Annotated in this window: 23 protein-coding genes; 16 read left to right on the top strand and 7 right to left on the bottom strand. The window is 67.4% G+C overall.

The window, feature by feature from the left end:
- The first annotated feature begins 39 nt into the window (after positions 1-39).
- The 5 genes from trxB to BXA00_RS14455 are packed head-to-tail and all read left to right on the top strand — an operon-like array spanning position 40 to position 3,777.
- Positions 40-999 carry a thioredoxin-disulfide reductase gene (gene trxB, locus BXA00_RS14475; protein WP_076519114.1) on the top strand — a complete coding sequence of 320 codons (960 nt, stop codon included), beginning with the start codon at positions 40-42 and terminating at the stop codon, positions 997-999.
- A complete protein-coding gene (locus BXA00_RS14470; RefSeq protein WP_076519113.1) occupies positions 986-1,660 on the top strand; it encodes a Smr/MutS family protein in 675 nt (224 codons plus the stop codon). Before trxB ends, BXA00_RS14470 begins: the two co-directional genes overlap by 14 nt.
- Positions 1,657-1,986, top strand: a complete 330-nt coding sequence (locus tag BXA00_RS14465; protein ID WP_056321352.1) for a multidrug efflux SMR transporter — start codon at positions 1,657-1,659, stop codon at positions 1,984-1,986. The genes BXA00_RS14470 and BXA00_RS14465 overlap by 4 nt, the downstream gene beginning before the upstream one ends.
- Positions 1,986-2,636 (top strand): hypothetical protein, encoded by a 651-nt coding sequence (locus BXA00_RS14460; RefSeq protein ID WP_076519112.1) that lies wholly within the window; start codon positions 1,986-1,988, stop codon positions 2,634-2,636. Before BXA00_RS14465 ends, BXA00_RS14460 begins: the two co-directional genes overlap by 1 nt.
- 7 nt (positions 2,637-2,643) lie before the next feature.
- Positions 2,644-3,777 carry a hypothetical protein gene (locus tag BXA00_RS14455; protein WP_231952095.1) on the top strand — a complete coding sequence of 378 codons (1,134 nt, stop codon included), beginning with the start codon at positions 2,644-2,646 and terminating at the stop codon, positions 3,775-3,777.
- On the opposite strand, the gene BXA00_RS14450 is transcribed toward BXA00_RS14455, so the two are convergent.
- Positions 3,771-5,861, bottom strand: a complete 2,091-nt coding sequence (locus BXA00_RS14450) for a sodium:solute symporter family protein (RefSeq protein ID WP_076519110.1) — start codon at positions 5,859-5,861, stop codon at positions 3,771-3,773. The genes BXA00_RS14455 and BXA00_RS14450 overlap by 7 nt on opposite strands.
- Positions 5,861-6,139 carry a DUF4212 domain-containing protein gene (locus BXA00_RS14445; RefSeq protein WP_076519109.1) on the bottom strand — a complete coding sequence of 93 codons (279 nt, stop codon included), beginning with the start codon at positions 6,137-6,139 and terminating at the stop codon, positions 5,861-5,863. The genes BXA00_RS14450 and BXA00_RS14445 overlap by 1 nt, the downstream gene beginning before the upstream one ends.
- Positions 6,140-6,913: 774 nt before the next feature.
- Here BXA00_RS14445 and kdpF point away from each other — a divergent pair.
- The 9 genes from kdpF (at position 6,914) to BXA00_RS14400 (ending at position 17,473) form a co-directional block, all read left to right on the top strand.
- A complete protein-coding gene (gene kdpF / locus BXA00_RS14440) occupies positions 6,914-7,003 on the top strand; it encodes a K(+)-transporting ATPase subunit F (protein WP_076519108.1) in 90 nt (29 codons plus the stop codon).
- Positions 7,003-8,781, top strand: coding sequence for a potassium-transporting ATPase subunit KdpA (gene kdpA, locus BXA00_RS14435; protein ID WP_076519107.1), 1,779 nt, complete (start codon positions 7,003-7,005; stop codon positions 8,779-8,781). The genes kdpF and kdpA overlap by 1 nt, the downstream gene beginning before the upstream one ends.
- A 150-nt stretch (positions 8,782-8,931) precedes the next feature.
- Positions 8,932-11,004: a potassium-transporting ATPase subunit KdpB gene (gene kdpB / locus BXA00_RS14430; protein WP_231952281.1), complete on the top strand. Its 2,073-nt coding sequence runs from the start codon at positions 8,932-8,934 to the stop codon at positions 11,002-11,004.
- A 28-nt stretch (positions 11,005-11,032) separates the two neighbouring features.
- Positions 11,033-11,644: a potassium-transporting ATPase subunit KdpC gene (kdpC, locus tag BXA00_RS14425; RefSeq protein ID WP_076519105.1), complete on the top strand. Its 612-nt coding sequence runs from the start codon at positions 11,033-11,035 to the stop codon at positions 11,642-11,644.
- Positions 11,645-11,692: 48 nt separating this feature from the next.
- Positions 11,693-14,479 carry a sensor histidine kinase KdpD gene (locus BXA00_RS14420; RefSeq protein WP_076519104.1) on the top strand — a complete coding sequence of 929 codons (2,787 nt, stop codon included), beginning with the start codon at positions 11,693-11,695 and terminating at the stop codon, positions 14,477-14,479.
- A gap of 22 nt (positions 14,480-14,501) precedes the next feature.
- On the top strand, positions 14,502-15,194 hold the full coding sequence (gene kdpE / locus BXA00_RS14415) for a two-component system response regulator KdpE (protein ID WP_076519103.1): 693 nt from the start codon (positions 14,502-14,504) through the stop codon (positions 15,192-15,194).
- A 151-nt stretch (positions 15,195-15,345) separates the two neighbouring features.
- A complete protein-coding gene (locus BXA00_RS14410; protein ID WP_076519102.1) occupies positions 15,346-16,107 on the top strand; it encodes a TorF family putative porin in 762 nt (253 codons plus the stop codon).
- 139 nt (positions 16,108-16,246) lie between these two features.
- Positions 16,247-16,570 (top strand): hypothetical protein, encoded by a 324-nt coding sequence (locus BXA00_RS14405; RefSeq protein ID WP_231952094.1) that lies wholly within the window; start codon positions 16,247-16,249, stop codon positions 16,568-16,570.
- 3 nt (positions 16,571-16,573) lie between these two features.
- Positions 16,574-17,473 (top strand): 4-hydroxy-tetrahydrodipicolinate synthase, encoded by a 900-nt coding sequence (locus BXA00_RS14400; protein ID WP_076519101.1) that lies wholly within the window; start codon positions 16,574-16,576, stop codon positions 17,471-17,473.
- Here the strand turns inward: BXA00_RS14400 and BXA00_RS14395 are convergent.
- The 3 genes from BXA00_RS14395 to icd all read right to left on the bottom strand — a co-directional run bounded on the left by BXA00_RS14395 (position 17,451) and on the right by icd (position 21,885).
- Positions 17,451-18,992, bottom strand: coding sequence for a methyl-accepting chemotaxis protein (locus tag BXA00_RS14395; protein WP_076519100.1), 1,542 nt, complete (start codon positions 18,990-18,992; stop codon positions 17,451-17,453). The genes BXA00_RS14400 and BXA00_RS14395 overlap by 23 nt on opposite strands.
- 217 nt (positions 18,993-19,209) lie before the next feature.
- The gene (locus tag BXA00_RS14390) at positions 19,210-20,469 is read right to left on the bottom strand and encodes an O-antigen ligase (RefSeq protein ID WP_076519099.1); all 1,260 of its coding nucleotides are present in this window, start codon (positions 20,467-20,469) and stop codon (positions 19,210-19,212) included.
- Positions 20,470-20,628: 159 nt separating this feature from the next.
- On the bottom strand, positions 20,629-21,885 hold the full coding sequence (gene icd, locus BXA00_RS14385; RefSeq protein ID WP_076519098.1) for an NADP-dependent isocitrate dehydrogenase: 1,257 nt from the start codon (positions 21,883-21,885) through the stop codon (positions 20,629-20,631).
- Positions 21,886-22,089: 204 nt separating this feature from the next.
- On the opposite strand from icd, the gene BXA00_RS14380 reads away from it, so the two are divergent.
- Positions 22,090-22,515: a DUF1841 family protein gene (locus BXA00_RS14380; RefSeq protein ID WP_076519097.1), complete on the top strand. Its 426-nt coding sequence runs from the start codon at positions 22,090-22,092 to the stop codon at positions 22,513-22,515.
- Positions 22,516-22,585: 70 nt separating this feature from the next.
- Here BXA00_RS14380 and BXA00_RS14375 read toward each other — a convergent pair whose 3' ends face one another.
- Both BXA00_RS14375 and BXA00_RS14370 read right to left on the bottom strand, forming a co-directional pair.
- Positions 22,586-22,948 (bottom strand): c-type cytochrome, encoded by a 363-nt coding sequence (locus tag BXA00_RS14375; protein ID WP_076519096.1) that lies wholly within the window; start codon positions 22,946-22,948, stop codon positions 22,586-22,588.
- Between the two features lie 12 nt (positions 22,949-22,960).
- The gene (locus BXA00_RS14370) at positions 22,961-23,314 is read right to left on the bottom strand and encodes a cytochrome c (RefSeq protein WP_076519095.1); all 354 of its coding nucleotides are present in this window, start codon (positions 23,312-23,314) and stop codon (positions 22,961-22,963) included.
- 175 nt (positions 23,315-23,489) lie between these two features.
- Between BXA00_RS14370 and BXA00_RS14365 the strand changes: the two genes are divergently transcribed.
- Positions 23,490-24,371 (top strand): MoxR family ATPase, encoded by an 882-nt coding sequence (locus tag BXA00_RS14365; RefSeq protein WP_076519094.1) that lies wholly within the window; start codon positions 23,490-23,492, stop codon positions 24,369-24,371.
- Positions 24,372-24,374: the final 3 nt, after the last annotated feature.

The raw sequence follows: 24,374 nt of genomic DNA, 5'->3' as shown, positions 1-24,374 counted from the left end.
GCTCATTATAATTGGGCGTTACCCTAAAGATACCCGCCCATGTCCACGCCTACGCACGCTAAAGTTTTGATACTCGGTTCCGGCCCCGCCGGTTACACGGCGGCCGTCTATGCGGCACGCGCCAATTTGAACCCTGTTCTTGTTACAGGTCTGGCCCAAGGCGGCCAGCTCATGACCACCACCGACGTCGACAACTGGCCGGCCGACGCGGACGGCGTGCAGGGTCCGGACCTGATGCAGCGCTTCCAGAAGCACGCCGAACGCTTCAACACGGAAATGCTGTTCGACCACATCGCCAAGGTCGACCTCTCCAAGCGCCCCTTCACCCTGACCGGCGACACCGGCAAGATCTACACCTGCGACGCGCTGATCATCGCGACGGGCGCCTCGGCCAAGTACCTGGGCCTGCCGTCCGAGCAGTCCTTCATGGGCCGCGGCGTGTCGGGCTGCGCCACCTGCGACGGCTTTTTCTACCGTAACCAGGACGTGGTGGTGGTCGGCGGCGGCAATACGGCCGTCGAGGAAGCCCTCTACCTGTCCAACATCTGCCGCAAGGTCACCCTGATCCACCGCCGCGACAAGTTCCGCGCCGAACCCATCCTGGTCGACAAGCTCATGAGCAAGGTCGAAAACGGCAACATGGAACTCAAGCTGTTCCACACGCTGGAAGAAGTGCTGGGCGACGACAGCGGCGTGACTGGCGTGCGTGTCCGTCACGTGGACACTGGCGCCACCGAAGACATGGCCGTCACGGGCGCGTTCATCGCCATCGGCCACCAGCCCAACACGGAAATCTTCCAGGGCCAGCTCGAGATGAAGGACGGCTACATCGTCACCAAGAGCGGCCTGTCCGGCATGGCCACCATGACCTCGGTGCCCGGCGTGTTCGCCGCCGGCGACGTGCAGGACCACGTCTACCGCCAGGCCATCACCAGCGCCGGCACCGGCTGCATGGCCGCCCTGGATGCTCAGCGGTGGTTGGAGAATGCGGGGCAGTAAGGTCGGCCTGGCCGACCTGAAACGCCTGAAGAAGGAACTGCAGGACGAGCGCGAGCGCGCCGCCCTCGCCCCGGCGCGGGCGGTGGTGGCTAAGGCCCCGAAGGAATCGCCCCCCGAGGACGATCTGGCGGCGTTCAAGCGCTCGATGAAGTCCGTCACGCCGATCCGTCACGCGGCTCGCGTCGCGCACAAGCCCGTCGCGGAGCCCGCGCCCGCCTTGCGCCGCGCCAATGCGCTGGGCGAAACGCCCAATCGGGCCGATGCGGGCGTGTCCGATGGCGGCGAGATCACGCACCTGCTGTCGGAAGGCGGCACGGCCTTCGTGCGCAGCGATGTCGCGCCCGACACCGCGCGCAACCTGCGCCGCGGCCAGTGGCGCGCGGGCGCGGAGCTGGACCTGCACGGGCTGCGGGTCGAACAGGCCCGCCATGCCCTGCTGTCGTTCCTGGACGAATGCCAGGAACATGGCATCCGCTGCGTGCGCATCGTGCACGGCAAGGGCTACAACTCCGAAGGCCTGGAGCCGGTGCTCAAGGACAAGGCGCGCACCTGGCTGGTCCAGAAAGCCGAGGTGATGGCGTTCTCCGAGGCGCCCGAACGCGAAGGCGGCGGCGGCGCCCTGCTGGTGCTGCTGCGGCAGTCCGAGGGACCGCGCAAATGAAGTGGCTGTACCTTGCCGTGGCGATCGTCGCCGAGATCTTCGCCACCAGCGCGCTCAAGGGCTCCGAGGGCTTCACGCGCCTCGTGCCCTCGGTGATCACCGTCTTCGGCTACCTCATCTCCTTCTATTTCCTGTCGCTGACGCTGCGCGAGATTCCCGTGGGCATTGCCTACGCCATCTGGTCCGGCGTCGGCATCGTGCTGATTTCCATCGTGGGCGCGGTGCTGTTCAAGCAGCACCTGGATACGCCCGCGCTCATCGGCATCGGCCTCATCATCGCCGGCGTGGTGGTGATGAACGTCTTCTCCAAGTCCGTTTCGCATTGATGGCGGGCGCGGCGATCCTCGCGCAGTGCCTGCGGGCGCCGGGCTTCCTGCGGCGTGTGCTGACGGCTTGCCTGTTCCTGGCCTGGCTGCTGGCGGGCAACGCCATGGCCCAGGAATTCGACCGCGCCGCCGAACTCAAACGCTATCGCGCCTGGCTGAGTGTCTTCACGCAGGACATGGACCGGCTGGCGGCCACCCGCGGCCCCCTGACCGACGCGCAACTGGACGCCCTGTTCGAGCGGTCCGTGGTGCCCGGTTCGCGCGGGGCGGGTTTCATCCGCGGGGCCTTCGCCCGCCAGACCGGCGACGGCGCGTATCGGTCGCACTACGGACCGCGTCCGGTCTTCATGGGCGTGCTAGAGAGCGGCATCCCCGCCGGCCAGGGCGGCCGCTATCCCGAAACGGACGACACGCTCGCCAGCACGGACCTGACCGTCTGGTACCTGCACGTGGACGTGGGCGACATGACCAACACCTACCTGCTGTCATCCGGCGAGTTCACCCCGTACCGGCTGCCGCCCGCGGGCACGTTCGAACGCAAGGCCTACCCCTTCCTGCTGATGGAGTCCCGCGAAGGGGCCCTGCGGCTGGGCGGCGTCAGCGCCGAGCTGTGGGGCCTGGTCACCTGGCTGCACAATGCCGCGCACTGATCCAGCCTTGCGCCTGCTTACCGCGGCCACGCTGGCCGCGCTGTCCGCGCTCCCGGGCCTGAGCTGGGCGCTGTGCGCGCCAATGGCCGCCGGCGACCGCCAGACGATCGTCGCGGATATCCGGCTGGACGACACGAACACCCTGCTGGGCCTGGACGGCTCCCGCATCCGGACCTGGCTGCCGCCGGTGCAGGTGGAGGTGCAGGAGCAGCCCGGGCCGCGCGCCACGCCCGTGATCTGGGCCGAAAGCGTGGACTGGTCCGTCTACGCCGCCGACCCCGGCGCCCGCATCGGCGTCACGGTGCTGCGCTTCGAGCGCGGCGCCGACGGCATCCGGCATCTTTGCGGCATCGCCCAATACAGTCCGCGTCGCGTGGACGAGGCGCGCGCCTCGCCCGGCACGGCCCTGCCGCCGCCGGACAACGAAACGCGCTTTCGTTATGACCCGTCCGGCCGGCTGACCGGCTACGAATTGCGCTCGCGCACCTGGGACGGCCGCGCAAATCCCGCCGTCCGCCAATGCCTGCGCTATGACGACAACGGCTGGCTGGCGCAACTGGCCGACGGCGACTGCAAGGGCACATCGCGGCCAGTGGCAAGCTATGTGCATGACGCGTCCGGCCGCCTCCTGCGCACCATCCGCCATGCGCCGGAAAACGGCGACGCGAGCGAGGTCATCGTCCATGACGCCACGGGCCAGCCCGTGCAGCGCTACCTGCGTCCGGTCCGCGAAGGCGCGGACGGAAAAGTCGTGACGTCCGCACTGCCGTACCGCGACGTGCAGACCGAACACCGGGTGCTGGTGTTGCCGGGACCGGCCTGGCAGCCCCCCGCCCTGGGGTCCTACCACTACAACTGGGCCATCGTGCAGCGGCGCCCCGGCGCCGACGTCTACGACGCCAGGCGCGATCCGTCCTCCGTGCTGGCCAGCGGCAACAGCGGCGACGGCGGGCGATTCGACATGAGCGCCGACGCACGCCAGCGCGTCTGGGCGGCCGCGGGCCGCCATCCGGGCCGGGTGCAGTGGCTCTGGGCCCCCGGCCAGGTGCTGACCCTGTTGCAGGCCATGCCCGACGCCGCCTGGGCCTCGTGCGCCGATCCGAGCAACCACGGTCCGGCCGCCTGCCCCGCCCCCTACTGACTCTTGGGAGGCGGGTTGCCCGGGCCCGGATTGCGCAGGTAGTCCACCAGCGCCAGCGTCGCCCGGTCGGGCGGCGGCGTCAGCAGCGACACCACCACGATCGTCAGGAACGCCACCGGCGCGCCGAAGACGCCCGCCGCGATGGGCTGGATGCCCCACCACAGGTCCACCGGCTGCGTGCGCGCAATGCCAAGCACCGATTCCCGCAGCCACGGATGCGTGTGCGTCATGTAGGCAAACGTCACCGCCAGGCCGGCCGCCATGCCCAGCGTGGCGCCCCACTTGTTGGCGCGCCGCCAGAAGACGCCCATGACCAGCGCCGGAAAGAACGACGAGGCCGCGAACGAGAATGCCGCCGAGACCATGAACAGGATGTCCGCGGGCTTGCGCGCCGCCACCCACGCCGCGCCGAAGGCCACCACCAGCAGCAGGATCTTGGACACCATCACCCGGCGCGCGGCCGACATGCGGGGCGAGACGACGCGATACCACATGTCGTGCGACAGGGAGTTGGACAGGGTCAGCAGCAGCCCGTCGGCCGTGGACAGCGCCGCGGCCAGCCCACCCGCCGCCACCAGCCCCGAAATCACATAGGGCAGGCCGCCGATCTCGGGCATGGCCAGCACCACCACGTCCGCCCCCATGCTGATCTCGCTGAGCTGCACGACGCCGTCGCGGTTGATGTCGGAGACGTCGAGCAGGTTCGTGTCGACCGCGCTCCAGGCATGCACCCAGTTCGGCAGGCTGAGGAAATTCGATCCCACGACCTGGGTGTAGATCTCGAATTTCACCAGCAGCGCCAGCGCGGGCGCCATGAAATACAGCAGCAGGATAAAGAGCAGCGACCAGCACACCGACTTGCGGGCCTCGATCACGGACGGCGTCGTATAGGACCGCATCAGGATGTGCGGCATGCCCGCGGTGCCCAGCATCAGGCACAGCACCATCGCCAGGAAATTGATGCGCGTGTTGCTGCGCTCTTGGGGATCCTCCGCCGGGAAAGGTTCGGCGTGCGGCGTGGGCGGCGCGGCGCGGGCCTCGAAGGTCGCCTTGGCCTGCGACCAGGTGACGCGCGCGTCCTCGATCGTGGGCGGGTAGGCGGCCAGCTCGCGCTCGGCCGACCGGATCTCGACCATGGGCGCGTCGCCGGCGTTCAACTGCGCCAGCCGGCTGCGCAGCTTGTCCTTTTCCAGCGTCCAGGAGTCGGGCAGCGCCTCCAGGCGGCGCGACATCTGATCGGCGCGCTCCTGCCAGATCCGGCGCACCTCGATCTCGGACGGGTCGTTGCGCAGGTAGACCTCTTTCTCGGTGACCTGCTGCAGCACCGCGCCGCCCGACAGTTGCGGCAGCGGCATGTTGGTGTGCTTGACCGACAGCCAGATCACCGGCACCAGATAGGCGATGACCAGGATGATGTACTGCCCGACCTGCGTCCAGGTGACCGCGCGCATGCCGCCCAGGAACGAGCAGACCAGCATGCCCCCCAGCGCCACGAAGATGCCCAGCTCGAAGGAAATGCCGGTCATGCGCGTGGTGATGATGCCCACGCCGTAGATCTGGGCGACCAGGTAGGTGAACGAACAAAGGATGGCGCAGGCGACCCCGGCCAGGCGCGGCAGGTTGCCGCCGTAGCGCGCGCCCATGAAATCGGGAAGGGTGTATTGGCCGAAGCGCCGCAGGTAGGGCGCCAGCAGCATGGCCACCAGCACGTAGCCGCCGGTCCAGCCCATGATGTAGGCCAGTCCGCCGTAGCCGGTCAGGTAGAGGGTGCCCGCAACCCCGATGAAGGACGCCACCGACATCCAGTCCGCGGCCGTGGCCATGCCGTTGTAGATGGCAGGCACCCGGCGCCCCGCCACGTAATACTCCACCTGGTCGGAGGTGCGGCAGACGATGCCGATGCCGGCGTACAGGCTGACGGTGACCAGCAGGAACACATATCCGATCCAATTGCGCGGCATGCCCAGGATCTCGGCCAGCGCCATCAGCAGGATCATCAGCGCGAAGCCCGCCGTGTACAGCACATAGATGCGCCGCAGGCGGATGCGGAACTGGTGCGGCGTGTCTCCGCTGAAAAACGGCATCAGCGCGGCTCCCCGGCTTCTTCGGCGCGCTCATCGGCGCGATTCATGACCCGGGCGTAGACGGCGATGATGATCAGGTAGGCCAGCGGGGCGCCATAGGCGGCCATCCAGAAGGCGAAGGGCCAGCCGATGAAATCGAAGCTCAGGCTGCGCGCAAGATAGGAAGGAACGAAGGTCAGCGCCGCCCAGGCGATAAGCAGCAGCAGGATCAGCCGCCGGTTGCGGCGCCAATAGGGCGTGACGGATGTCGGGGTTGGAGTCAGGCGCGTTTGCGGCATAGCTTGGATGAGCAGATCCCATCTGAATATCGCGAAACGCAGCGCTTGAAAAGCCCTGAATCGAGAAATGCCGGCTTTTTATGCGACAACGGCTGGCACTTCCTGGTGCCAGCCGTTGTGCGTTTGCTTTTTTTGAGTACTGCTTTACTTTTTTTATGTACCGGTGCCGCCGGTATTTGCCCATGCAGGGCTTTGTCTCCTCACCTGCATGGGAAGAGATTCTGCACCAGATGCGGGAATGTCACACTAGGGGAATGCCCTAAGACGGAGCATTCATTTACATATTCCCTGCACCATATAAGTGCAATTTCGGCCTCCCGTACTAAATATTGGGATTTTTCCCGGATTTTCCCCCGGCTTTCGGCCTAGATCTTGAGCGTTGCTCAGTTAGTGAGCATGCCCGATGGCGGCGCGCCACAAGCCGGTGCCGCGCCCGATGCCCGAATCCGGGCACGGCGCACCGCGCCGTCCGCGGGCCCTATTTATATCCTGTTTACACCCCGCCTCCGAAGCTATACCCCGTTTTTATCCCCCGCTCCGTAACCTGCCCGTGTCCTGATTGGCGACCGCTGACTGCTGGCCGCCGTCTGCTGACGGGTTACTTCGCCTGCCCGGCGCGCATCCACCCTTGCCGCGCAGGCTGTCATTCGAAGGGAGCACGCCTCCCGGGGAGAAAAACGTGGATCTCATCTATATCGCCCTCTTCGCCGCGATGGCCGGGCTGACCTGGGGGCTGCTGCGCTTCTGCGCCGCCTTGTCCACCGGAGCCCAGCCATGAATGGTCTCTATTGGTTGAGCGGCCTGACGGCCGCGTTCCTCTTTGTGTACCTGCTGGTCGCGCTGTTCAAACCGGAGAAATTCTGATGACTCCCGAATACCTCGGGCTGCTGGGCCTGTACCTTGCGGTCCTGCTTGCGATCGCGCCCCTGCTCGGGCGCTACATCCGCATCGCCATGGAAGATGGCCGCTCCCGCCTGACCGCCTGGGGCCGGCCGATCGAGCGCGGCATCTACCGGCTGGCGGGCGTCGATCCCCAGGCCGAAATGGGATGGAAGCGCTACGCCCTGGCCGTGCTGGCCTTCAATATCATCGGCGTCGCGGCCGTCTACGCGCTGCAGCGCCTGCAGGGTGTCCTGCCGCTGAATCCCGCCGCCATGGGCGCCGTGACGCCGGACTCCGCGCTGAACACGGCGATCAGCTTCGTCACCAACACCAACTGGCAGGGCTATGGCGGCGAGTCGACCATGAGCTACCTGACCCAGATGCTGGCGCTCACGGTGCAGAACTTCGTGTCGGCCGCGACCGGCATCACCGTGCTGTTCGCGCTGATCCGCGGGCTCGCCCGGCACTGTTCCGCCACGGTGGGCAACTTCTGGACCGACATGGTCCGCTGCACGCTCTACGTGCTGCTGCCGCTCTCGCTCGTGCTGGCGCTGGCGCTGGTCAGCCAGGGCGTGATCCAGAACGTCAGCCCGTACCAGGAGGTCCAGACGGTCGAAGCCGTGCGCTACGACGCGCCGCGCCTGGACGCGCAGGGCCAGCCGGTCCTGGATGCGGCCGGCAAAGCGGTCACCGACCCGGTCACGGCCAATACGCAACTGATCGCCATGGGACCGGTCGCGTCGCAGGAAGCGATCAAGATGCTGGGCACCAACGGCGGCGGCTTCTTCAACGCCAATTCGGCGCACCCGTTCGAAAATCCCACGCCCCTGTCCAACTTCCTGCAGATGCTGGCCATTCTGTCGATACCCGCCGCGCTGTGCTTTACGTTCGGCGAAATGGTGGGCAGCCGGCGCCAGGGGATCGCGGTCCTGGCGGCGATGACGGCGCTGTTCGTGGCATTCGCCCTGTCCACCGCGTGGTTCGAGCAGCAGGCCAATCCCATGGCCGTCCAGGCCGGCGTCACCACGCCCGGCGGCAACATGGAAGGCAAGGAAACCCGCTTCGGCATCGGCGCGACCTCGTTGTTTGCCACGATCACCACCGCGGCCTCCTGCGGCGCGGTGAACGGCATGCACGACTCGCTGACGGCGATGGGCGGGCTGTCCCCCATGCTGCTGATGCAGTTGGGCGAGGTGGTGTACGGCGGCGTCGGCTCGGGCCTGTACGGCATGCTGGCCTTTGCGATCCTGGGCGTCTTCATCGCCGGGTTGATGATCGGACGCACGCCGGAATACCTGGGCAAGAAGATCGAGGCCTTCGACATGAAGATGGTTTCCATCGTCATCCTGGCCACGCCGGTGCTGGTGCTGGGCGGGACGGCCCTGGCCGTCTCCCTGTCGGCCGGCCAGGCCGGCGTGCTGAACCCCGGCATCCACGGCTTCTCGGAAATCCTCTACGGGCTCTCGTCGGCGGCTAACAACAACGGCAGCGCCTTTGCCGGACTGTCGGCCAACACCCCGTTCTACAACGTGCTGCTGGGCATCGCGATGTGGTTCGGCCGGTTCGCCGTGATCGTGGCCGTGCTGGCCATGGCCGGCTCCCTGGCCGCCAAGCGCCGCTTGCCCGCCGGCCCCGGCAGCATGCCGACCACGGGCCCGCTTTTCGTGACGCTCCTGATCGGCGCCGTGCTGCTGGTCGGCGCGCTCACCTATGTGCCCGCGCTGGCCCTGGGCCCGGTCGCGGAACACCTGCAACCCTGATGCAACAGGCTAGGAAAGAACATGGCCAAGATTGAAATGCAAACTACCGGCACGGGCGGCGCCGCCGCCCAAAAGGTCCGGCCCGACACGGCCCGGCCTCACGCCGCCCGACCTGACGCGGCCCCGCCTAACGCGGCCCGTCCCTTCGGAATGTGGTCGCGGGCGCTGGTCGGGCCCGCCCTGGTCGACAGCCTGCGCAAGCTGTCGCCGGCCGCCCAGCTCAAGAACCCCGTGATGTTCGTGGTCTATGTGGGCAGCCTGCTCACCACCGTGCTGTGGATCATGGCGCTGCGCGGCCAGGCCGAGGCGCCCGCGGGATTCATCCTGGGCATCACCGTGTGGCTGTGGTTCACCGTGCTGTTCGCCAACTTCGCCGAAGCGCTGGCCGAAGGCCGCGGCAAACAGCAGGCGGCCACGCTGCGCGGCCTGCGCACCACCATCGACGCGCGCCTGCTCAAAGGCTTTCGCGACGCGGACGTGCATGACGCGGATCCCGCGCAATGGCGTGCGCAGGCCACCCGCCAGCCCTCGGGCCTGCTGCGCCGCGGCGACGTCGTGCTGGTCGAAGCCGGCGACACCGTGCCGGGCGATGGGCAGGTGATCGCGGGCGTGGCCTCGGTGGACGAAAGCGCCATCACCGGCGAATCGGCGCCCGTCATCCGCGAATCCGGTGGCGACTTCTCGTCCGTCACCGGCGGCACGCGGGTGCTGTCCGACTGGATCTTCGTGCGCATCGCGGCCGATCCCGGCGAAAGCTTCCTGGACCGCATGATCTCGATGGTCGAGGGCGCCAAGCGCCAGAAGACGCCCAACGAACTGGCGCTGACCATCCTGCTGGTGGGCCTGACGGTGGTGTTCCTGCTGGTCGTCGTCACCCTGATGCCGTTCTCGCTTTACGCGGTTTCCGCGGCGGGCGGCGGCGCCGTGGTCACCGTGACCGTGCTGGTGGCGCTGCTGGTCTGCCTGATCCCCACCACCATCGGCGGCCTCCTGTCGGCCATCGGCGTGGCCGGCATGAGCCGCATGATGAGCGCCAACGTGATCGCCACGTCCGGCCGCGCGGTCGAAGCCGCCGGCGACGTCGACGTGCTGCTGCTGGACAAGACCGGCACCATCACCTTCGGCAACCGACAGGCGTCGACCTTCCTGCCCGCGCCCGGCGTGTCGCCGCTGGAGCTTGCGCAGGCCGCACGCCTGGCCTCGCTGGCCGACGAGACGCCCGAAGGCCGCAGCATCGTGGCGCTGGCGGACAAGAGCATCCAGGCGCCCGCGCCGACCCTGACCGGCCTGGAATTCGTGCCGTTCACCGCGCAGTCCCGCATGAGCGGCGTCGACCACGGCGAGCGCAGGATCCGCAAAGGCGCGGTCGACGCGATCCAGGCCTGGCTCGCCGCGCAGGACGCCACGGTGCCCGACGAGGCGCTGCGCCTGGCCGAAGACGTGGCGCGACGCGGCAGCACGCCGCTCATGGTCAGCGACGGCAACCGCGCGCTGGGCGTGGTCGAGCTCAAGGACATCGTCAAGCCCGGCATCCAGTCGCGCTTTGCCGAACTGCGCCGCATGGGCATCAAGACCGTGATGATCACCGGCGACAACAAGCTGACCGCCGCGTCCATCGCGGCTGAAGCCGGCGTCGACGACTTCCTGGCCGAAGCCACGCCCGAGGCCAAGCTCAAGCTCATCCGCAACTACCAGGCGGAAGGCCGGCTGGTGGCGATGACGGGCGACGGCACCAACGACGCGCCCGCGCTGGCGCAGGCCGACGTGGCCGTCGCGATGAACTCGGGCACCCAGGCCGCCAAGGAAGCGGGCAACATGGTGGACCTGGACTCCAATCCCACGAAGCTCATCGAGATCGTCGAGATCGGCAAGCAGATGCTGATGACGCGCGGCGCGCTGACCACGTTCAGCGTGGCCAACGACGTGGCCAAGTACTTCGCCATCATCCCGGCCGCCTTCGCCACGGTCTACCCGCAGCTTGGCGTGCTCAACATCATGGGCCTGGCGACGCCGTCCTCGGCCATTCTGTCGGCCGTAATCTTCAACGCGCTCATCATCGTGGTGCTGATCCCGCTGGCGCTCAAGGGCGTGCGCTACCGCCCGCTGGGCGCATCGGTGCTGCTGCGCCGCAACCTCCTCATCTATGGCCTGGGCGGACTGCTCGTGCCCTTCGCCGGCATCAAGCTGGTCGACATGGTGCTGGCCGCGCTGGGCTGGGCGTAACGCCCGCCGCCACCAAAAGGAAATCGTCATGAACGCCACTACCCCCACGCCGCGCCAGGGCGGCATCCTGCGCCCCGCCCTGACCATCTTTGCCGCGCTCTCGCTCGTCACAGGCCTGGCCTACCCCTTGCTCACCACGGGCATCGCCTCCGCCGTCTTTCCGCACCAGGCGGGCGGCTCGCTCATCGAGCGGGACGGCAAGGTCGTCGGCTCGGAATGGATCGGCCAGTCATTCACCTCGCCGCAGTACTTCTGGGGCCGCCCGTCGGCCACCGCCCCCATGCCGTACAACGCTGCGGCCTCGGGCGGCTCCAATCTCGGCCCGAGCAATCCGGCGCTGGCCGAGGCCATCCGGGCGCGGGTCGACGCCCTGAAGGCGGTCGACCCGGACAATGCCGCGCCGGTCCCGGTCGACCTCGTCACCGCGTCCGGCAGCGGACTGGATCCCCACATCAGCCCCGCCGCCGCGGCCTACCAGGCCGCCCGCGTGGCGCGCGTCCGGGGCCTGCCGCGCGCCGAGGTCGACGCGCTGATCCAGGCCCACACGGCCAAGCCCGCGCTGAGCGTGCTGGGCGAACCCTCGGTCAACGTGCTGACGCTGAATCTGGCGCTGGACAAGCAGCGCGCGGCACGACAATGACGCGGCGTATAGTATTGCCAGCCGTTCCCTCCCCTCACCTGCGCGTTCATGGCTGACATTGCTGACGAGCGTCCCGACCCGGACGCGCTCTTGAAAACCCTGGACGCCGCCGAGCGGCAGGCCGTGCGCGGCAAGCTGCGCGTGTACTTCGGGGCGTCGGCCGGGGTGGGCAAGACCTACGCCATGCTGGCGGCCGCGCGCGCCCAGGCCGCGCAGGGCGTGGACGTGCTGGCCGGCATCGTTGAAACGCACGGCCGCCGCGAGACCGCGACGCTGCTGGAAGGCCTGCCGGTCCTGCCGCTCAAGGACGTGGCCTACCGGGGCCACGTGCTCAAGGAATTCGACCTGGACGGCGCCCTGCGGCGCCGCCCCGCCCTCGTGCTGGTGGACGAACTGGCCCACTCCAATGCGCCGGGCTCGCGCCACGCCAAGCGCTGGCAGGACATCCAGGAACTGCTCGCGGCCGGGATCGACGTCTGGACGACGCTGAATGTGCAGCACCTGGACAGCCTGAACGAAGCCGTCGGCAGCATTACCGGCGTCCGGGTCTGGGAAACCGTGCCCGACGACGTGTTCGACGCGGCCGACGAGGTCATGCTGGTCGACCTGTCGGCCGATGAACTGCTGCGCCGCCTGAAGGAAGGCAAGGTCTACCTGCCCGAACAGGCCCGCCACGCCGCCAGCAATTTCTTCCGCAAGGGCAACCTGATCGCGCTGCGCGAACTGGCGCTGCGGCGCACGGCCGAACACGTGGACGATGACGTGCAGGCCTACCGCCGCGACCGCGCCATCGAGCCGGTGTGGCGCACGCGCGAGGCCATCGTGGCCTGCATCGGGCCAGACGCCGACGCCGAATACGTGATCCGCAGCGCCCATCGCATGAGCCAGCAGCTCGATTGCGATCTGCACGTCGTCACCATCGACACGCCACGCGCCGCGCCGCCCGCGCCGGCCGAAATCGAGCGGCTGCAGCACAGCCTGGCGCTGGCCGATTCCCTGGGCGCGCGCTCCGAGACGCTGGCCGGCGGCGACATGGTCGACGCGGTGGTCCGCTATGTCCGCCGCCACAACATCACCAAAGCGATCGTCGGCCGCACGCGCGCGGGCGGGCTGCAGCGCCTGCGGCCGTCGCTGTCGGCGTTGCTGACCGCCGTCATGTCCCCCGGCTGGCTGTGGCGGCGCCACAGCTTTGCCGACATGCTGGCCGCGGGCTGCCCGGAAATCGACATCATCCGGCTGGGCGCGCCCCCCATTCCCGCGCGTGCGCCCGCCGGCCGCGATCCGCTCGCAGGCGGCCGCCGCGCCGGGCCGGCCGACGACGAGCGCGGGACGCGTCCGCTGGCGGGCTATGCCTGGGCGCTCAGCTATTGCGTCGCGGCCACGGCCCTGTCCGCACTGGCGTTTCCGGCCCTGCACCAGACGAACATCGTCATGCTCTTTCTGCTGGCGGTGGTGGCGGTCGCGCTGCGCCATGGCCGGGGGCCGGCCGCGCTTGCCTCCGTCGTCAGCGTGGGCCTGTTCGACTTTTTCTTCGTGCAGCCCCTGTCGTCATTCGCCGTGTCCGACGTGCAATACCTGCTGACCTTCGCCGTGCTGCTGGGCGTGGGGCTGCTGATCGGCCAGCTTACCGCCGGCCTGCGGCTGCAGGCGCAGGCCTCGGTCAAGCGCGAGGCCGATGCGCGCAGCCTGTACGAATTTGCGCGCGAACTCTCGTCCGCCCTGCTGCCCGAGCAGATCGTGGCGCTGGCCGGCTCCTTCGTGCATGCCACGTTCGGCTCGCGCTGCGCGCTCTACATCCTGGGCCTGGACGACCGCCTGCGGCTGGCGCCGCCCGTCGATGGCGAGATGCCGGCGCCGGCGTCCGCGCTGGCGCAGTGGGTCCACGACCACGGCCAGCCGGCGGGCGCGGGCACCACCACGCTGTCCAACACCGACCTGCTGTACATGCCGCTCAAGGCGCCCATGCGCACACGGGGCGTGCTGGTGCTGGCCGCGCCGCGCCGCAGCCTCTATACGCACCCCGACACGCGCCGGCAGATCGAGGCCTACGCCACCCTCATCGCCATCGCGCTCGAACGCCTGCACTACGTCGAGGTGGCGCAGCAGGCCCTGGTCAGCATGGAGTCCGAAAAACTGCGCAATTCGCTGCTGGCCGCGGTGTCGCACGACCTGCGCACGCCGCTGACCAGCCTGGTGGGCATGACCGATACGCTGATGCGCCAGCAAGCCGAACTGCCCGCGGGCGTGCTGGACACGGTGCGCGCCATGCGCGACCAGGCCCAGCGCATGCACGCGCTGGTGGCCAACCTGCTGGACATGGCGCGGCTGCAAAGCCGCGACGCGCCGCTGCGCCTGGAATGGCAGTCCATCGAAGAACTGGTCGGCGCCGCGCTGGCCGCCATGCGCGAACCGCTGGCGGGCCACCGGATCGAGGTCGACACCCTGTCGGCACTGCCGCTGGTGGAGTGCGACGGCGTCCTGATCGAGCGCGTGCTGTGCAATCTGCTGGAGAACGCGGCCAAATACACCCCCGCCGGCAGCACCCTGCGCATCCACGCGTCGGTCCACGAAGCCGAGATGCACGTCGCCATCGCCGACAACGGCCCCGGCGTCGCGCCGGGCGCCGAGCGCCGCATCTTCGAGAAATTCACCCGCGGAGAACGCGAATCCGCCACGCCCGGCGTCGGACTGGGACTGGCCGTGTGCGAAGCCATCGTCGCCGCCCATCACGGCCGTATCTGGGTGGAGCACGCGCCGGGGCAAGCCAGCGGCGCGCAGTTCGTCTTCAGCCTGCCGCTGGGCACGCCGCCCGACATCAAACCCGAAACCGCCTGATTCAACCTGCTTGAGCCATTCCATGTTCGATTTCCAGCCCGTGGTCCTGATCATCGAAGACGACGCCAACATCCGCCGGTTCGTCCGCCAGGCCCTGGAGAGCGAGGGTTGCGTCGTGCACGAGGCCGACACCGTCAAACGCGGCCTGATCGAGGCCGGGACCCGGCAGCCCGACGCCATCGTGCTGGACCTGGGGCTGCCCGACGAAGACGGCATGACGCTGATCCGCGAGCTGCGCGGCTGGACCGAGGTGCCGGTGCTGGTGCTGTCGGCGCGCAGCGCCGAGGCGGACAAGGTGGCGGCGTTGGACGCGGGCGCCGACGACTATCTGGCCAAGCCCTTCGGCTTGAGCGAGCTGCTGGCGCGCCTGCGCGTCCTGCTGCGCCGCCACGCCCGCGGCGGCGCGGGCAATGCCGCCGAGATCGCGTTTGGCGACGTGCGCGTGGACTTCTCGCGGCGCACCGTCGAGCGCGCGGGCCAGCACGTTCACCTGACCGCCATGGAGTACCGCCTGCTCGCGGCGCTGCTCGCCCATCGCGGCAAGGTCATGACCCATCGCGAGCTGTTGCGGCAGGTCTGGGGGCCGTCCCATGTCGAAAGCAACCACTACCTGCGGATCTACATGGGCCACCTGCGCCAGAAGCTCGAAGCCGACCCCGCGCAGCCGGTGTTCCTGCTGACCGAGATCGGGGTGGGCTACCGCTTCGCGGGCTGATCGCGGCCGCGATACGCTGCTTTGGCGAGAACTCTGAACCGGCCATTGACGCGGACATTGACGCGCCATTTACGCGCAGGGCGCGTGTCTTGACTCGCGCTTTATGCCGATCCTCCTATTGTTGCGGTCCGTTCAACAGCTGGAGGCTTCCATGTCCCGCAACACCCTCGCCGCGCTGGCGCTGCTTGCCATCGTTCCCACAGTCCACGCCAGCGACGCCCCGCCGGCCGTCGACACCGCATCGCGCTACACGCTGTCGGCCAACGTCACGCTCGCCAGCCAGTACCGCTATCGCGGCCTCATGCAGACCAACAACCAGCCCGCCATCCAGGGGGGCTTCGATCTCGCGCACGCCAGCGGGTTTTACATCGGCAACTGGAACTCCAGCATCAGCTGGCTGGACGACAGCAACAGCGACGTGTCCGCCCCCGTGGAAATGGATTTCTACGGCGGCTACAAGGGCAACCTCGTCGAGGGCGTGCCCGTGGACCTGGGTGTGCTGCAGTACTACTACCCGGGCGACTTTCCGTCCGGCTACACCAACCCCGACACGACCGAACTCTATGCCGGCATCGGCTATGGTCCGATGTCCTTCAAGTACTCCATCGCGCTGACCAACCTGTTCGGCTTTGCCGACAGCAAGTACAGCCAGTATTTCGACCTGTCGGGCAACTTCGACACCGGGCTCTGGGGCCTGACCGTCAATGCCCACGTGGGCCGCCAGATCGTGCGCAACGTGGACAACGGCTCCTACACCGACTGGAAGCTGGGCCTCACGAAGGACTTCGGCGATGGGCTGTCGGTGTCGCTCGCCTATCTGGACACCAATGCCGACCGCGCCGTCTACACCAACACCCGCGGCCGCGACATGGGCCGCGCGACAGGCCTGCTGTCGGTGACCAAGACGTTCTGAGGGGCCCCGCGCGTTGACGCGTTTTTTACGCGACGCGCACGCTTTTATCGGCAGGTTTTACGGCGCGATTCCTATAGTGGAATCGTCGCCAACCACCGGACCCTCGGGTCGCCTGCCAAGGCCCCCGCCCCCGACCGCCATGATTCCCCGACCGCTACGCCATGATCGCAAGTCCCAATCCCCCGCGGCAGCCTCCACGCCGCAGCCCCGATGCAGCCTGGTCGCGCTGACCGTGCGCATCGATACGCTGGACGCCCTGAATGTGCGCCTGGCGCTGCATCGCGAGCTGGGCGACCGCATCGGCGTGTACCTGCTGTCCGTGGACCACGCTCATGCGCGTAGCACGCTCCAATTGCAATGCGAACGGGACGAACTGGACACGCTGATGCGTGCCGTCATGCGCGGCCTGCCCCGGGCGGAATTCGGCCAGCTGCGGCCCGCCGCCGCCCTGACGGAGCGTTGAACCATGGACATGCCCGCCAAACCCGTGTTCGAGGGCATCTGGCTGCCCATGGTGACGCCGATGCGCGGCGGCCATGTGGACCTGGACGCCGCGCAGGCGCTGGCCCGCTACTACCGCAATGCCGGCATGGCCGGCCTCGTCCTCTTCGGTTCCACCGGCGAGGGCAACCTGGTCGGCACGCCGGAAAAGATCGACATGATCGAAGCCATTGCCAGCGACGCGCATGCGCTGCCCCTGGTCCTGGGCGTGGGCGGCGTCGACACGCGCGGCGTGGCGGCGGCGGTGCGCCGGCTGGACCGGTACGCGCCCGCCGGCTACCTGGTGCCGCCGCCGTATTACCTGGGACCCTCGCAAGCCGGCATCGCATGGCATTACCGCCAGATCGCCTGGGCCACCGAGCGCCCCATCATTCTCTACAACATTCCCAAGCGCGCGGGCGTCGCCATGACGGTCGAGACCATGGAGGCGCTGGCCGCGATGCCGAACTTCGGCGCCGTGAAGGAATGCAACCCGTCGGTGCTGGCCGCGCTGAACGCGCGCGGCAGGCTGGATGCGCTGTGCGGCGAAGACCTGGCCCTGCTGGACCACTTCCTGGCGGGCGGCCGGGGCGCCATACCGGCGGCCGCGCATCTGTATCCCGAGCGCTTCGTCGAGATCATGCACCTTGCGCGCGATGGCCAGGCCCACGCCGCGCGGGAACGGTTCGAACCGCTGGTTCCCCTGATCCGCCTGCTGTTCAGCGAACCCAACCCCGCGCCGATCAAGCGCGCGCTCGCCATGCAGGGCCTCATCGCCGACGAATTGCGCATGCCCATGACGCCCGCCAGCCGCGAGCTGGGCTCGCGGCTGCAACGCGCGATGAAGCGGATGCCGGATCCGGTCAGCCGGCTGCAGACAGCCTGAAGATCGACACGGCGCGCGCCAGGTCTCCCGCCTGGTCGTGCAGCGTGGCCGCCGAGGCGGCAAACTCCTGCACCAGCGCCGCGTTCTGCTGGGTCGCGCCGTCCAGGTGCGTCACGGTGAGGTTGATCTGCTCGATCCCCACGCTCTGTTCGCCGGACGCCGTGGCGATCTCGCGCATCAGCGGCGCGCTGGTGGCGGCCGATTCCAGCACGCTGCCCATCGTGGCGCTCGCCTGCTCCACCCGCTGGCTGCCCCGCGTCACGGAGTCGGACGACGCTTCGATCAGCGTCTTGATCTCCTTGGCCGCCGTGGCCGAACGCTGCGCCAGCGCCCGCACCTCGCCCGCCACCACCGCAAACCCGCGCCCCTGCTCGCCGGCCCGCGCCGCTTCGACGGCGGCGTTCAGCGCCAGGATATTCGTCTGGAATGCGATCTCATCGATCAACCGGATGATCTCGTCGATACGCTGCGAACTGCGCGATATCTCGCGCATGGCATCGATGGCGTGCTGCGTCTCGTCGCTGCCCTGTTGCGCCAGCCGGGCCGCCTCGCCGGCCAGCGCACTGACCTCGCGCACGTGCTCGGCGCTCTGCCGCGCGGTCGCGGTGATTTCTTCCACGCTGGCCGCCGTCTGTTCCAGGGCGGCCGCCTGCTTTTCCGTGCGATCGGACAAGTCCATGCTGCCTGCGGCGATCTGGCGGGAAGCGGCCGCGATCGACGCGGTGGAATGCACGATGCTGCGCACCGCCGTGTCCAGGCGTTGCTGCATGCGCGCCATCGCGTCGAACAACTGGCCGATCTCGCCCCGGTGATGGCGCGAGATGGCGCTGGACAGATCGCCGTTGGCCACGCGCTCGCACACCGCCACCGCTTCGTCCAGCGGCCGCAGGATGTGCGTGCTGAAAAAGCGCAGCGCCGCCGCCAGCACCAGCGCCAGCAGGCCCAGCGTCACGCTGCCCTGCCGCCAGAGCGTGCCGTAGAAGGCCGCGTCGACGTCGTCCACATACAGGCCCGTGAACATCAGCCAGCCCCAGTCCGGGTCGTAGGCCGCGTAGGTGATCTTGGGCAGCGCGTCGTCGGCGCCGGGGCGCGGGAACAGGTAGCGCACGTAGCCCCCGCCCGCCTTGCCCTGCGCATACAGGTTTTCGAAGAGCGGCTGGCCTTCGCCGTCCCGGATTCCCCGCACGTTGGTGCCTACCAGTTTGGCGTCGGGATGGATCAGCAGCGCGTAGTCGTCGCCAAAGGCGCCCACGTACCCGTCCTCGCCATATCGCATCTGCGACAGCTGGCGCGCGGCATCGCGCTTGGCCTCGGTCAGGGGCACGCCCTCCCGCACCCGCTGCTTGCCGTCGCGCACGATGCCCGCCGCCAGATCCAGCACGTGGCGCAACGCCGCCTTGCGGTCATCCACCATCTCGGCGCGGCGCTGCCAGGCGTCCCATACGCCCAGCGCCAGGACGGCGGCGCCGATGGCAAACACGAACCACAACAATTCCCTACGCAAGCTGGAACGACTCATCGACTCTCTTCTGCATTCCACAGTCGAAACAAATCACTGCGAAATATGACGGTTTATTTACTAAAGGTCGGCCAGCATACCGTTTCAAACGTTGTTTTGATAAGAATTAACTAGTCACTTTGATCTAGCTCAAATCCAATGCCAATAAGAAAAACGCAAGGCGGGTCGCGCCTTGCGTTGTCGGGAAGCCGGACGGCGGGCCTTGCGCCCGCGCCGCCTACGGCCCGGGGCGGCCGGCACGTTGCGTACGCGCCGTGGTCAATGCAATCAGCGTCACCGTGATCAGCGCGTAGGTCGGCACGCTGCGCATGTTGCGGAACATCATCTCGGTCAGGCTGAAGGCGCAATAACCCAGGCAGAAAAGCAGCCCCATCTGCGCCCCCACACGGATCACCCGGTCGTCGCTGGCCAGGCGCCGGAAGAAGATGGCCGCCGGCAGCAGGTACAGCGTCAGCATGCTCAGCAGGCCCAGCAGGCCGTAACCGGCCAGGGCCGCCAGCAGATCATTGTGGGGCTCGCCGAATCCATCCACGACCTCCTGCGTCACGATGCCCTGCCCCTGCAGCACGCGCAGCTCTTCGCGGAACTTGCTGGGGCCGATGCCGACGATCGGGCTCTTTTCGAACATCAGGATCGAGGCATGCCACAGTTGCAGCCGGATGCCGAACGAGGTGTCGCGATTGGCCGACGTGGCAAAGCCTTGCACGTCGTGGGTGATCTCCTGCATGCGGCTGCTGTAGTTCCAGATGGCGGCCGCGCTGGCCACCAGCGCCACGCACACGGCCAGCGCGCAGTACACCTTGTGGCGCCGCCGCCAATTGCGCAGGCCCAGCAGGAACACCAGTCCCAGGATGGGCAGCAGCATCCAGCTGCTGCGAGTTTCGGACATCCATGTGGCGCACACGGCCAGGGCCGCGGCCAGCAGCTTCAGGCCGGTCTCGAGGCGCGGCCATCGCGATCCGGGCCCCCAGCCGAGCGACAGCAGGGTCATGCTGCCGAACAGTAGCACCATGTTGGCAAAGGCCACGGCGTTGTAGCGTCCGCCAACCTCGACCACCGCCCCGCGGCCGCCGGTCATCATCGTGAAAATCAGAAGCCCGGACCCCGCCAGCGCCCCCGCGAGCAGGGTCCATTCGACGTGGCGCAGCAGCCGTTGCGGCGCGCGCAGCAGCAGCCACAGCACGGGCAGCGCCAGCGCAAAGCGCAGCAGTTTTTCGAGTTCGGAATTGCTCCACACGCCCAGCACCGAGGACGTGATCAGCATACAGGCAAGGGGCGACAGCAACGCCAACGCCATGGGCCATAGCGCCCGCAAGTCCATGGGCTCATAGCGCTTGACCGCATTCGCGGCGATGGCGAAAAGCGCGATCAGCGCGCTCAGGTACAGCACGGCGGGGCCGCCCACCGGACTGGTCAACGCCAGGGCGGGCATCAGAAGCACCAGCCAGGCGGCCAGGGTTACATACATTCGGGGCACAACAATCAACCTGGAAAAAACTGAGCACGCGCGTCGCGCGTCATGCCGGTCGGTTAGACAAAACCCGCCCGCCATGACGGCGGGCGGGTTTTGCGGAACATGCGGGTCCAGGGCCGGTGCGCGGGGCGGACAGCCTCGCGCGACGGCCCTGGCCGCGGATTACATGTTTTCGATCATCACCTGGCCAAAGCCCGAGCACGACACCTGCGTCGCGCCTTCGAGCAGGCGGGCAAAGTCGTACGTGACCTTCTTGGACTGGATGGACTTTTCCATGCTGGAGATGATGAGGTCGGCGGCTTCGGTCCAGCCCATGTGGCGCAGCATCATTTCGGCGGACAGGATCTCGGAACCGGGGTTCACGTAGTCCTTGCCGGCGTACTTGGGCGCTGTGCCGTGGGTGGCTTCGAACATGGCCACGGAATCGGACAGGTTAGCACCCGGGGCGATGCCGATGCCCCCCACCTGCGCGGCCAGCGCGTCAGAGATGTAGTCGCCGTTCAGGTTCAGGGTGGCGATGACGTCGTATTCGGCCGGGCGCAGCAGGATCTGCTGCAGGAAGGCGTCCGCAATCACGTCCTTGACGATGACCTCGCGGCCGGTCTTCGGATTCTTGAATTTGCACCACGGGCCGCCGTCGATCAGTTGCGCGCCGAATTCCTTCTGCAGGAGCTCATAGCCCCAGTCGCGGAAGCCCCCTTCGGTGAACTTCATGATGTTGCCCTTGTGCACCAGCGTCAGCGACGAGCGGTCGTTGTCGATGACGTACTGGGCGGCCTTGCGCACCAGGCGCTCGGTGCCTTCGCGCGACACGGGCTTGATGCCGATGGACGAGGTGTTGGGGAAACGGATCTTCTTGACGCCGAGCTTGGTCTGCAGGAACTGGATCAGCTCCTTGGCCTGCTCGCTTTCGGCCATGTATTCGATGCCGGCATAGATGTCTTCCGAGTTCTCGCGGAAGATCACCATGTTGGTCTTTTCGGGCTCGCGCACCGGGGACGGCACGCCCTTGAAGTACGCCACCGGACGCAGGCACACGTACAGGTCGAGTTGCTGGCGCAGGGCCACGTTCAGCGACCGGATGCCGCCGCCGACCGGCGTGGTCAGCGGCCCCTTGATGGAAACCACGTAGTCTTTGACGACTTCCAGGGTTTCGTCGGGCAGCCACACGTCCGGACCGTAGACCTTGGTGGCCTTTTCGCCGGCGTAGACCTCCATCCAATGGATCTTGCGCTTGCCGCCGTAGGCCTTCTGCACGGCCGCGTCGACGACCTTGATCATCACGGGGGTGATGTCGGCGCCCGTGCCATCGCCTTCGATGAAGGGGACGATGGGCTGGTCAGGCACGTTCAGCGAGAAATCGGCGTTGACCGTGATTTTCTGGCCGCCGGCGGGAACCTTGATATGTTGGTAGGACATGAATGCTCCATTTGCTCCGGGTGGTTTTTCTGCACGCGCCAGAATCGGACAGCGTCCGATTCCGCGGGTCGTACCGCCTCCTGCGAACCGCACACCGGATGGCGGATAGCAACCCATTCTATATCGCAAAGCGGCGGGCGAAACCGGCGGTCCCCATGGGGCGGTAAAATAATGCGACCACATCCTGCTTTTGGCCCCCTCCCGATGTTCAATCCCTCCCGCGACCAAGTCCGCGAATTCTTTATCGAAACCTGGCGCAAGCATCGCGCCAGCGAGGTGCTGACCCCGCTCGAGGCCATCGCGCTGGACTGGATCATCGAACACCCGGAATACCACGCCGACCTCGAAAGCCCGGAAGCCATGGCCACCGAATACGCCGTGGAAAAAGGCCGGACCAATCCTTTCCTGCACCTGTCCATGCACCTGGCCATCGCGGAACAGTTGTCGATCGACCATCCGCCCGGCATCCGCCAGGCCTACCAGCAGCTCACCGCGCGCTCGGACGCGCACCACGCCGCCCATGAAATCATGGAATGCCTGGGGCAGGTGGTCTGGGAGGCGCAACGCCTGGGCACGCCGCTGGACAGCGACACCTACATCGATCTGATTCGCCGCCGCGCCAGTCTCTGAAAGCCCTTCGGGCAAAGAAAAACCCTCGTTTCCGAGGGTTCTCGTCGTCTGCTGACGCCTTGCGTATGCCTTAGCGGCGCACGCCCAGGTCGCTGGGCAGCGATGCCAGCCAGGCCGACACGTTGGAGATGTCCTGGTCGGACAGTTGCGTGGCGAAGGCGCCCATGATGGGGTTCTTGCGCACATTGGCCGTGGCCGCGCTGCCGGAGGCGCCGCGCTTGTAGGCCTTCAAGGCATGGGCCAGATAGTCGGCATGCTGGCCGGCCAGCGTGGGATACGCGGGATCCACCGCGGTCTTGGCATCGGCGCCGTGGCAGGATGCGCAATTGAATTTTTCGAAGACGGCCTTGCCGGCCGCCAGGTCCTGCGCCTGGGCGGCTGCGCCCGAGATGGCCAGGGTCGCGCCCGCAAGGGCAAGCATGGTGCGATTCATGGTGTTGCCCCCTTATTTGAGATTCGAGTAGTACGCGGCCAGGTCGGCGATGTCCTGGTCGGACAGGCTGCCGGCAATGGCGTCCATCGTGGGATGGCTGCGCGCGCCTTTCTTGTACTCGTTGAGGGCGGTTTCGATGTACTTGGCGTTCTGGCCAGCAATCATCGGAACATGGTACAGCTCGGGAAACGTCGCCTTGTAGCCCGGAATGCCATGGCAACCGATGCACATGGAGACCTTGTCGCGGGCGTTCTGGGCATTACCGACCGGCGCTGCGTCTGCAGCAACAGCCTGGCCGGCGATCGCACAGGATGCCATCGTGGCCAACACGGAAACCGTGTACTTCAGAGAGGTTCGCAACTTCATTGGAATGACTCTTCTTGGTATGGCTAAGGACTAGGGCCTGCTCACACGAAAAGGCCCTCTGCAAACACGTTGCGGGTGGAACCCAAAGCAAAACCGCCTGATTGTACGATAATTGCTCAGGATTAATACCTTGCGTTAGTGTTGATCCCCATCAAACCACAGAAGCCATCAGACCATGCCCGCAGCCCAGACCGCCTCATCCGCCAAGCCAGTCCGCTTCGATGGCACCGACACCTACGTCGCCACCGATGACCTCAAGCTCGCCGTCAACGCCGCCCTGACCCTGCAACGCCCGCTCCTGATCAAGGGCGAGCCCGGCACCGGCAAGACGATGCTGGCCGAAGAAGTCGCCCGCGCGCTGGGACGGCCGCTGCTGCAATGGCACATCAAATCCACCACCAAGGCGCACCAGGGCCTGTACGAATACGACGCGGTGTCGCGCCTGCGCGATTCGCAGCTTGGCGACGAAAAGGTCCGCGACATCCGCAACTACATCGTGCAGGGCACGCTGTGGCAGGCGTTCCAGTCGCATGAGCCGGTGGTGCTGCTGATCGACGAAATCGACAAGGCCGACATCGAATTCCCCAATGACCTGCTGCGCGAGCTGGACCGCATGGAGTTCCACGTGTACGAAACGCGCGAGACCATCGCCGCGCGCCACCGTCCGCTGGTCATCATCACGTCCAACAACGAAAAAGACCTGCCCGACGCCTTCCTGCGCCGCTGCTTTTTCCACTACATCCGCTTCCCGGACCGCGACACGATGCGCGACATCGTGGCCGTCCACTACCCAGACCTGAAGCAGGACGTGCTGCGTGCCGCGCTGGACACGTTCTTCGCGCTGCGCGATGCGCCCGGCCTGAAGAAAAAGCCCTCCACCTCCGAATTGCTGGACTGGCTGCGCCTCTTGCTGGCCGAGGACGTCTCGGCCGCGCAGATCGACGCCCACGCCGCCACGGCAGTGCCCATGATGGCCGGCGCGCTGCTCAAGAACGAGCAGGACGTGCATCTGCTCGAACGCCTGGCTGCCATGACGCGCGGCGGCCAGCGCCGCTGATCC

The organism is Achromobacter sp. MFA1 R4, assembly GCF_900156745.1.
Taxonomy (GTDB): domain Bacteria; phylum Pseudomonadota; class Gammaproteobacteria; order Burkholderiales; family Burkholderiaceae_B; genus Achromobacter.
This window is presented reverse-complemented; position numbering and strand designations above follow the sequence as displayed.

What these genes read in the sequence shown, in the direction of transcription:
- trxB (WP_076519114.1), top strand. Translation starts at nt 40, where the DNA reads ATGTCCACGCCTACGCACGCTAAAGTTTTGATACTCGGTTCCGGCCCC.
- BXA00_RS14470 (WP_076519113.1), top strand. Translation starts at nt 986, where the DNA reads ATGCGGGGCAGTAAGGTCGGCCTGGCCGACCTGAAACGCCTGAAGAAG.
- BXA00_RS14465 (WP_056321352.1), top strand. Translation starts at nt 1,657, where the DNA reads ATGAAGTGGCTGTACCTTGCCGTGGCGATCGTCGCCGAGATCTTCGCC.
- BXA00_RS14460 (WP_076519112.1), top strand. Translation starts at nt 1,986, where the DNA reads ATGGCGGGCGCGGCGATCCTCGCGCAGTGCCTGCGGGCGCCGGGCTTC.
- BXA00_RS14450 (WP_076519110.1), bottom strand. Translation starts at nt 5,861, where the DNA reads ATGCCGTTTTTCAGCGGAGACACGCCGCACCAGTTCCGCATCCGCCTG.
- BXA00_RS14445 (WP_076519109.1), bottom strand. Translation starts at nt 6,139, where the DNA reads ATGCCGCAAACGCGCCTGACTCCAACCCCGACATCCGTCACGCCCTAT.
- kdpF (WP_076519108.1), top strand. Translation starts at nt 6,914, where the DNA reads ATGAATGGTCTCTATTGGTTGAGCGGCCTGACGGCCGCGTTCCTCTTT.
- kdpA (WP_076519107.1), top strand. Translation starts at nt 7,003, where the DNA reads ATGACTCCCGAATACCTCGGGCTGCTGGGCCTGTACCTTGCGGTCCTG.
- kdpB (WP_231952281.1), top strand. Translation starts at nt 8,932, where the DNA reads ATGTGGTCGCGGGCGCTGGTCGGGCCCGCCCTGGTCGACAGCCTGCGC.
- kdpC (WP_076519105.1), top strand. Translation starts at nt 11,033, where the DNA reads ATGAACGCCACTACCCCCACGCCGCGCCAGGGCGGCATCCTGCGCCCC.
- BXA00_RS14420 (WP_076519104.1), top strand. Translation starts at nt 11,693, where the DNA reads ATGGCTGACATTGCTGACGAGCGTCCCGACCCGGACGCGCTCTTGAAA.
- kdpE (WP_076519103.1), top strand. Translation starts at nt 14,502, where the DNA reads ATGTTCGATTTCCAGCCCGTGGTCCTGATCATCGAAGACGACGCCAAC.
- BXA00_RS14410 (WP_076519102.1), top strand. Translation starts at nt 15,346, where the DNA reads ATGTCCCGCAACACCCTCGCCGCGCTGGCGCTGCTTGCCATCGTTCCC.
- BXA00_RS14405 (WP_231952094.1), top strand. Translation starts at nt 16,247, where the DNA reads ATGATTCCCCGACCGCTACGCCATGATCGCAAGTCCCAATCCCCCGCG.
- BXA00_RS14400 (WP_076519101.1), top strand. Translation starts at nt 16,574, where the DNA reads ATGGACATGCCCGCCAAACCCGTGTTCGAGGGCATCTGGCTGCCCATG.
- BXA00_RS14395 (WP_076519100.1), bottom strand. Translation starts at nt 18,992, where the DNA reads ATGAGTCGTTCCAGCTTGCGTAGGGAATTGTTGTGGTTCGTGTTTGCC.
- icd (WP_076519098.1), bottom strand. Translation starts at nt 21,885, where the DNA reads ATGTCCTACCAACATATCAAGGTTCCCGCCGGCGGCCAGAAAATCACG.
- BXA00_RS14380 (WP_076519097.1), top strand. Translation starts at nt 22,090, where the DNA reads ATGTTCAATCCCTCCCGCGACCAAGTCCGCGAATTCTTTATCGAAACC.
- BXA00_RS14375 (WP_076519096.1), bottom strand. Translation starts at nt 22,948, where the DNA reads ATGAATCGCACCATGCTTGCCCTTGCGGGCGCGACCCTGGCCATCTCG.
- BXA00_RS14370 (WP_076519095.1), bottom strand. Translation starts at nt 23,314, where the DNA reads ATGAAGTTGCGAACCTCTCTGAAGTACACGGTTTCCGTGTTGGCCACG.
- BXA00_RS14365 (WP_076519094.1), top strand. Translation starts at nt 23,490, where the DNA reads ATGCCCGCAGCCCAGACCGCCTCATCCGCCAAGCCAGTCCGCTTCGAT.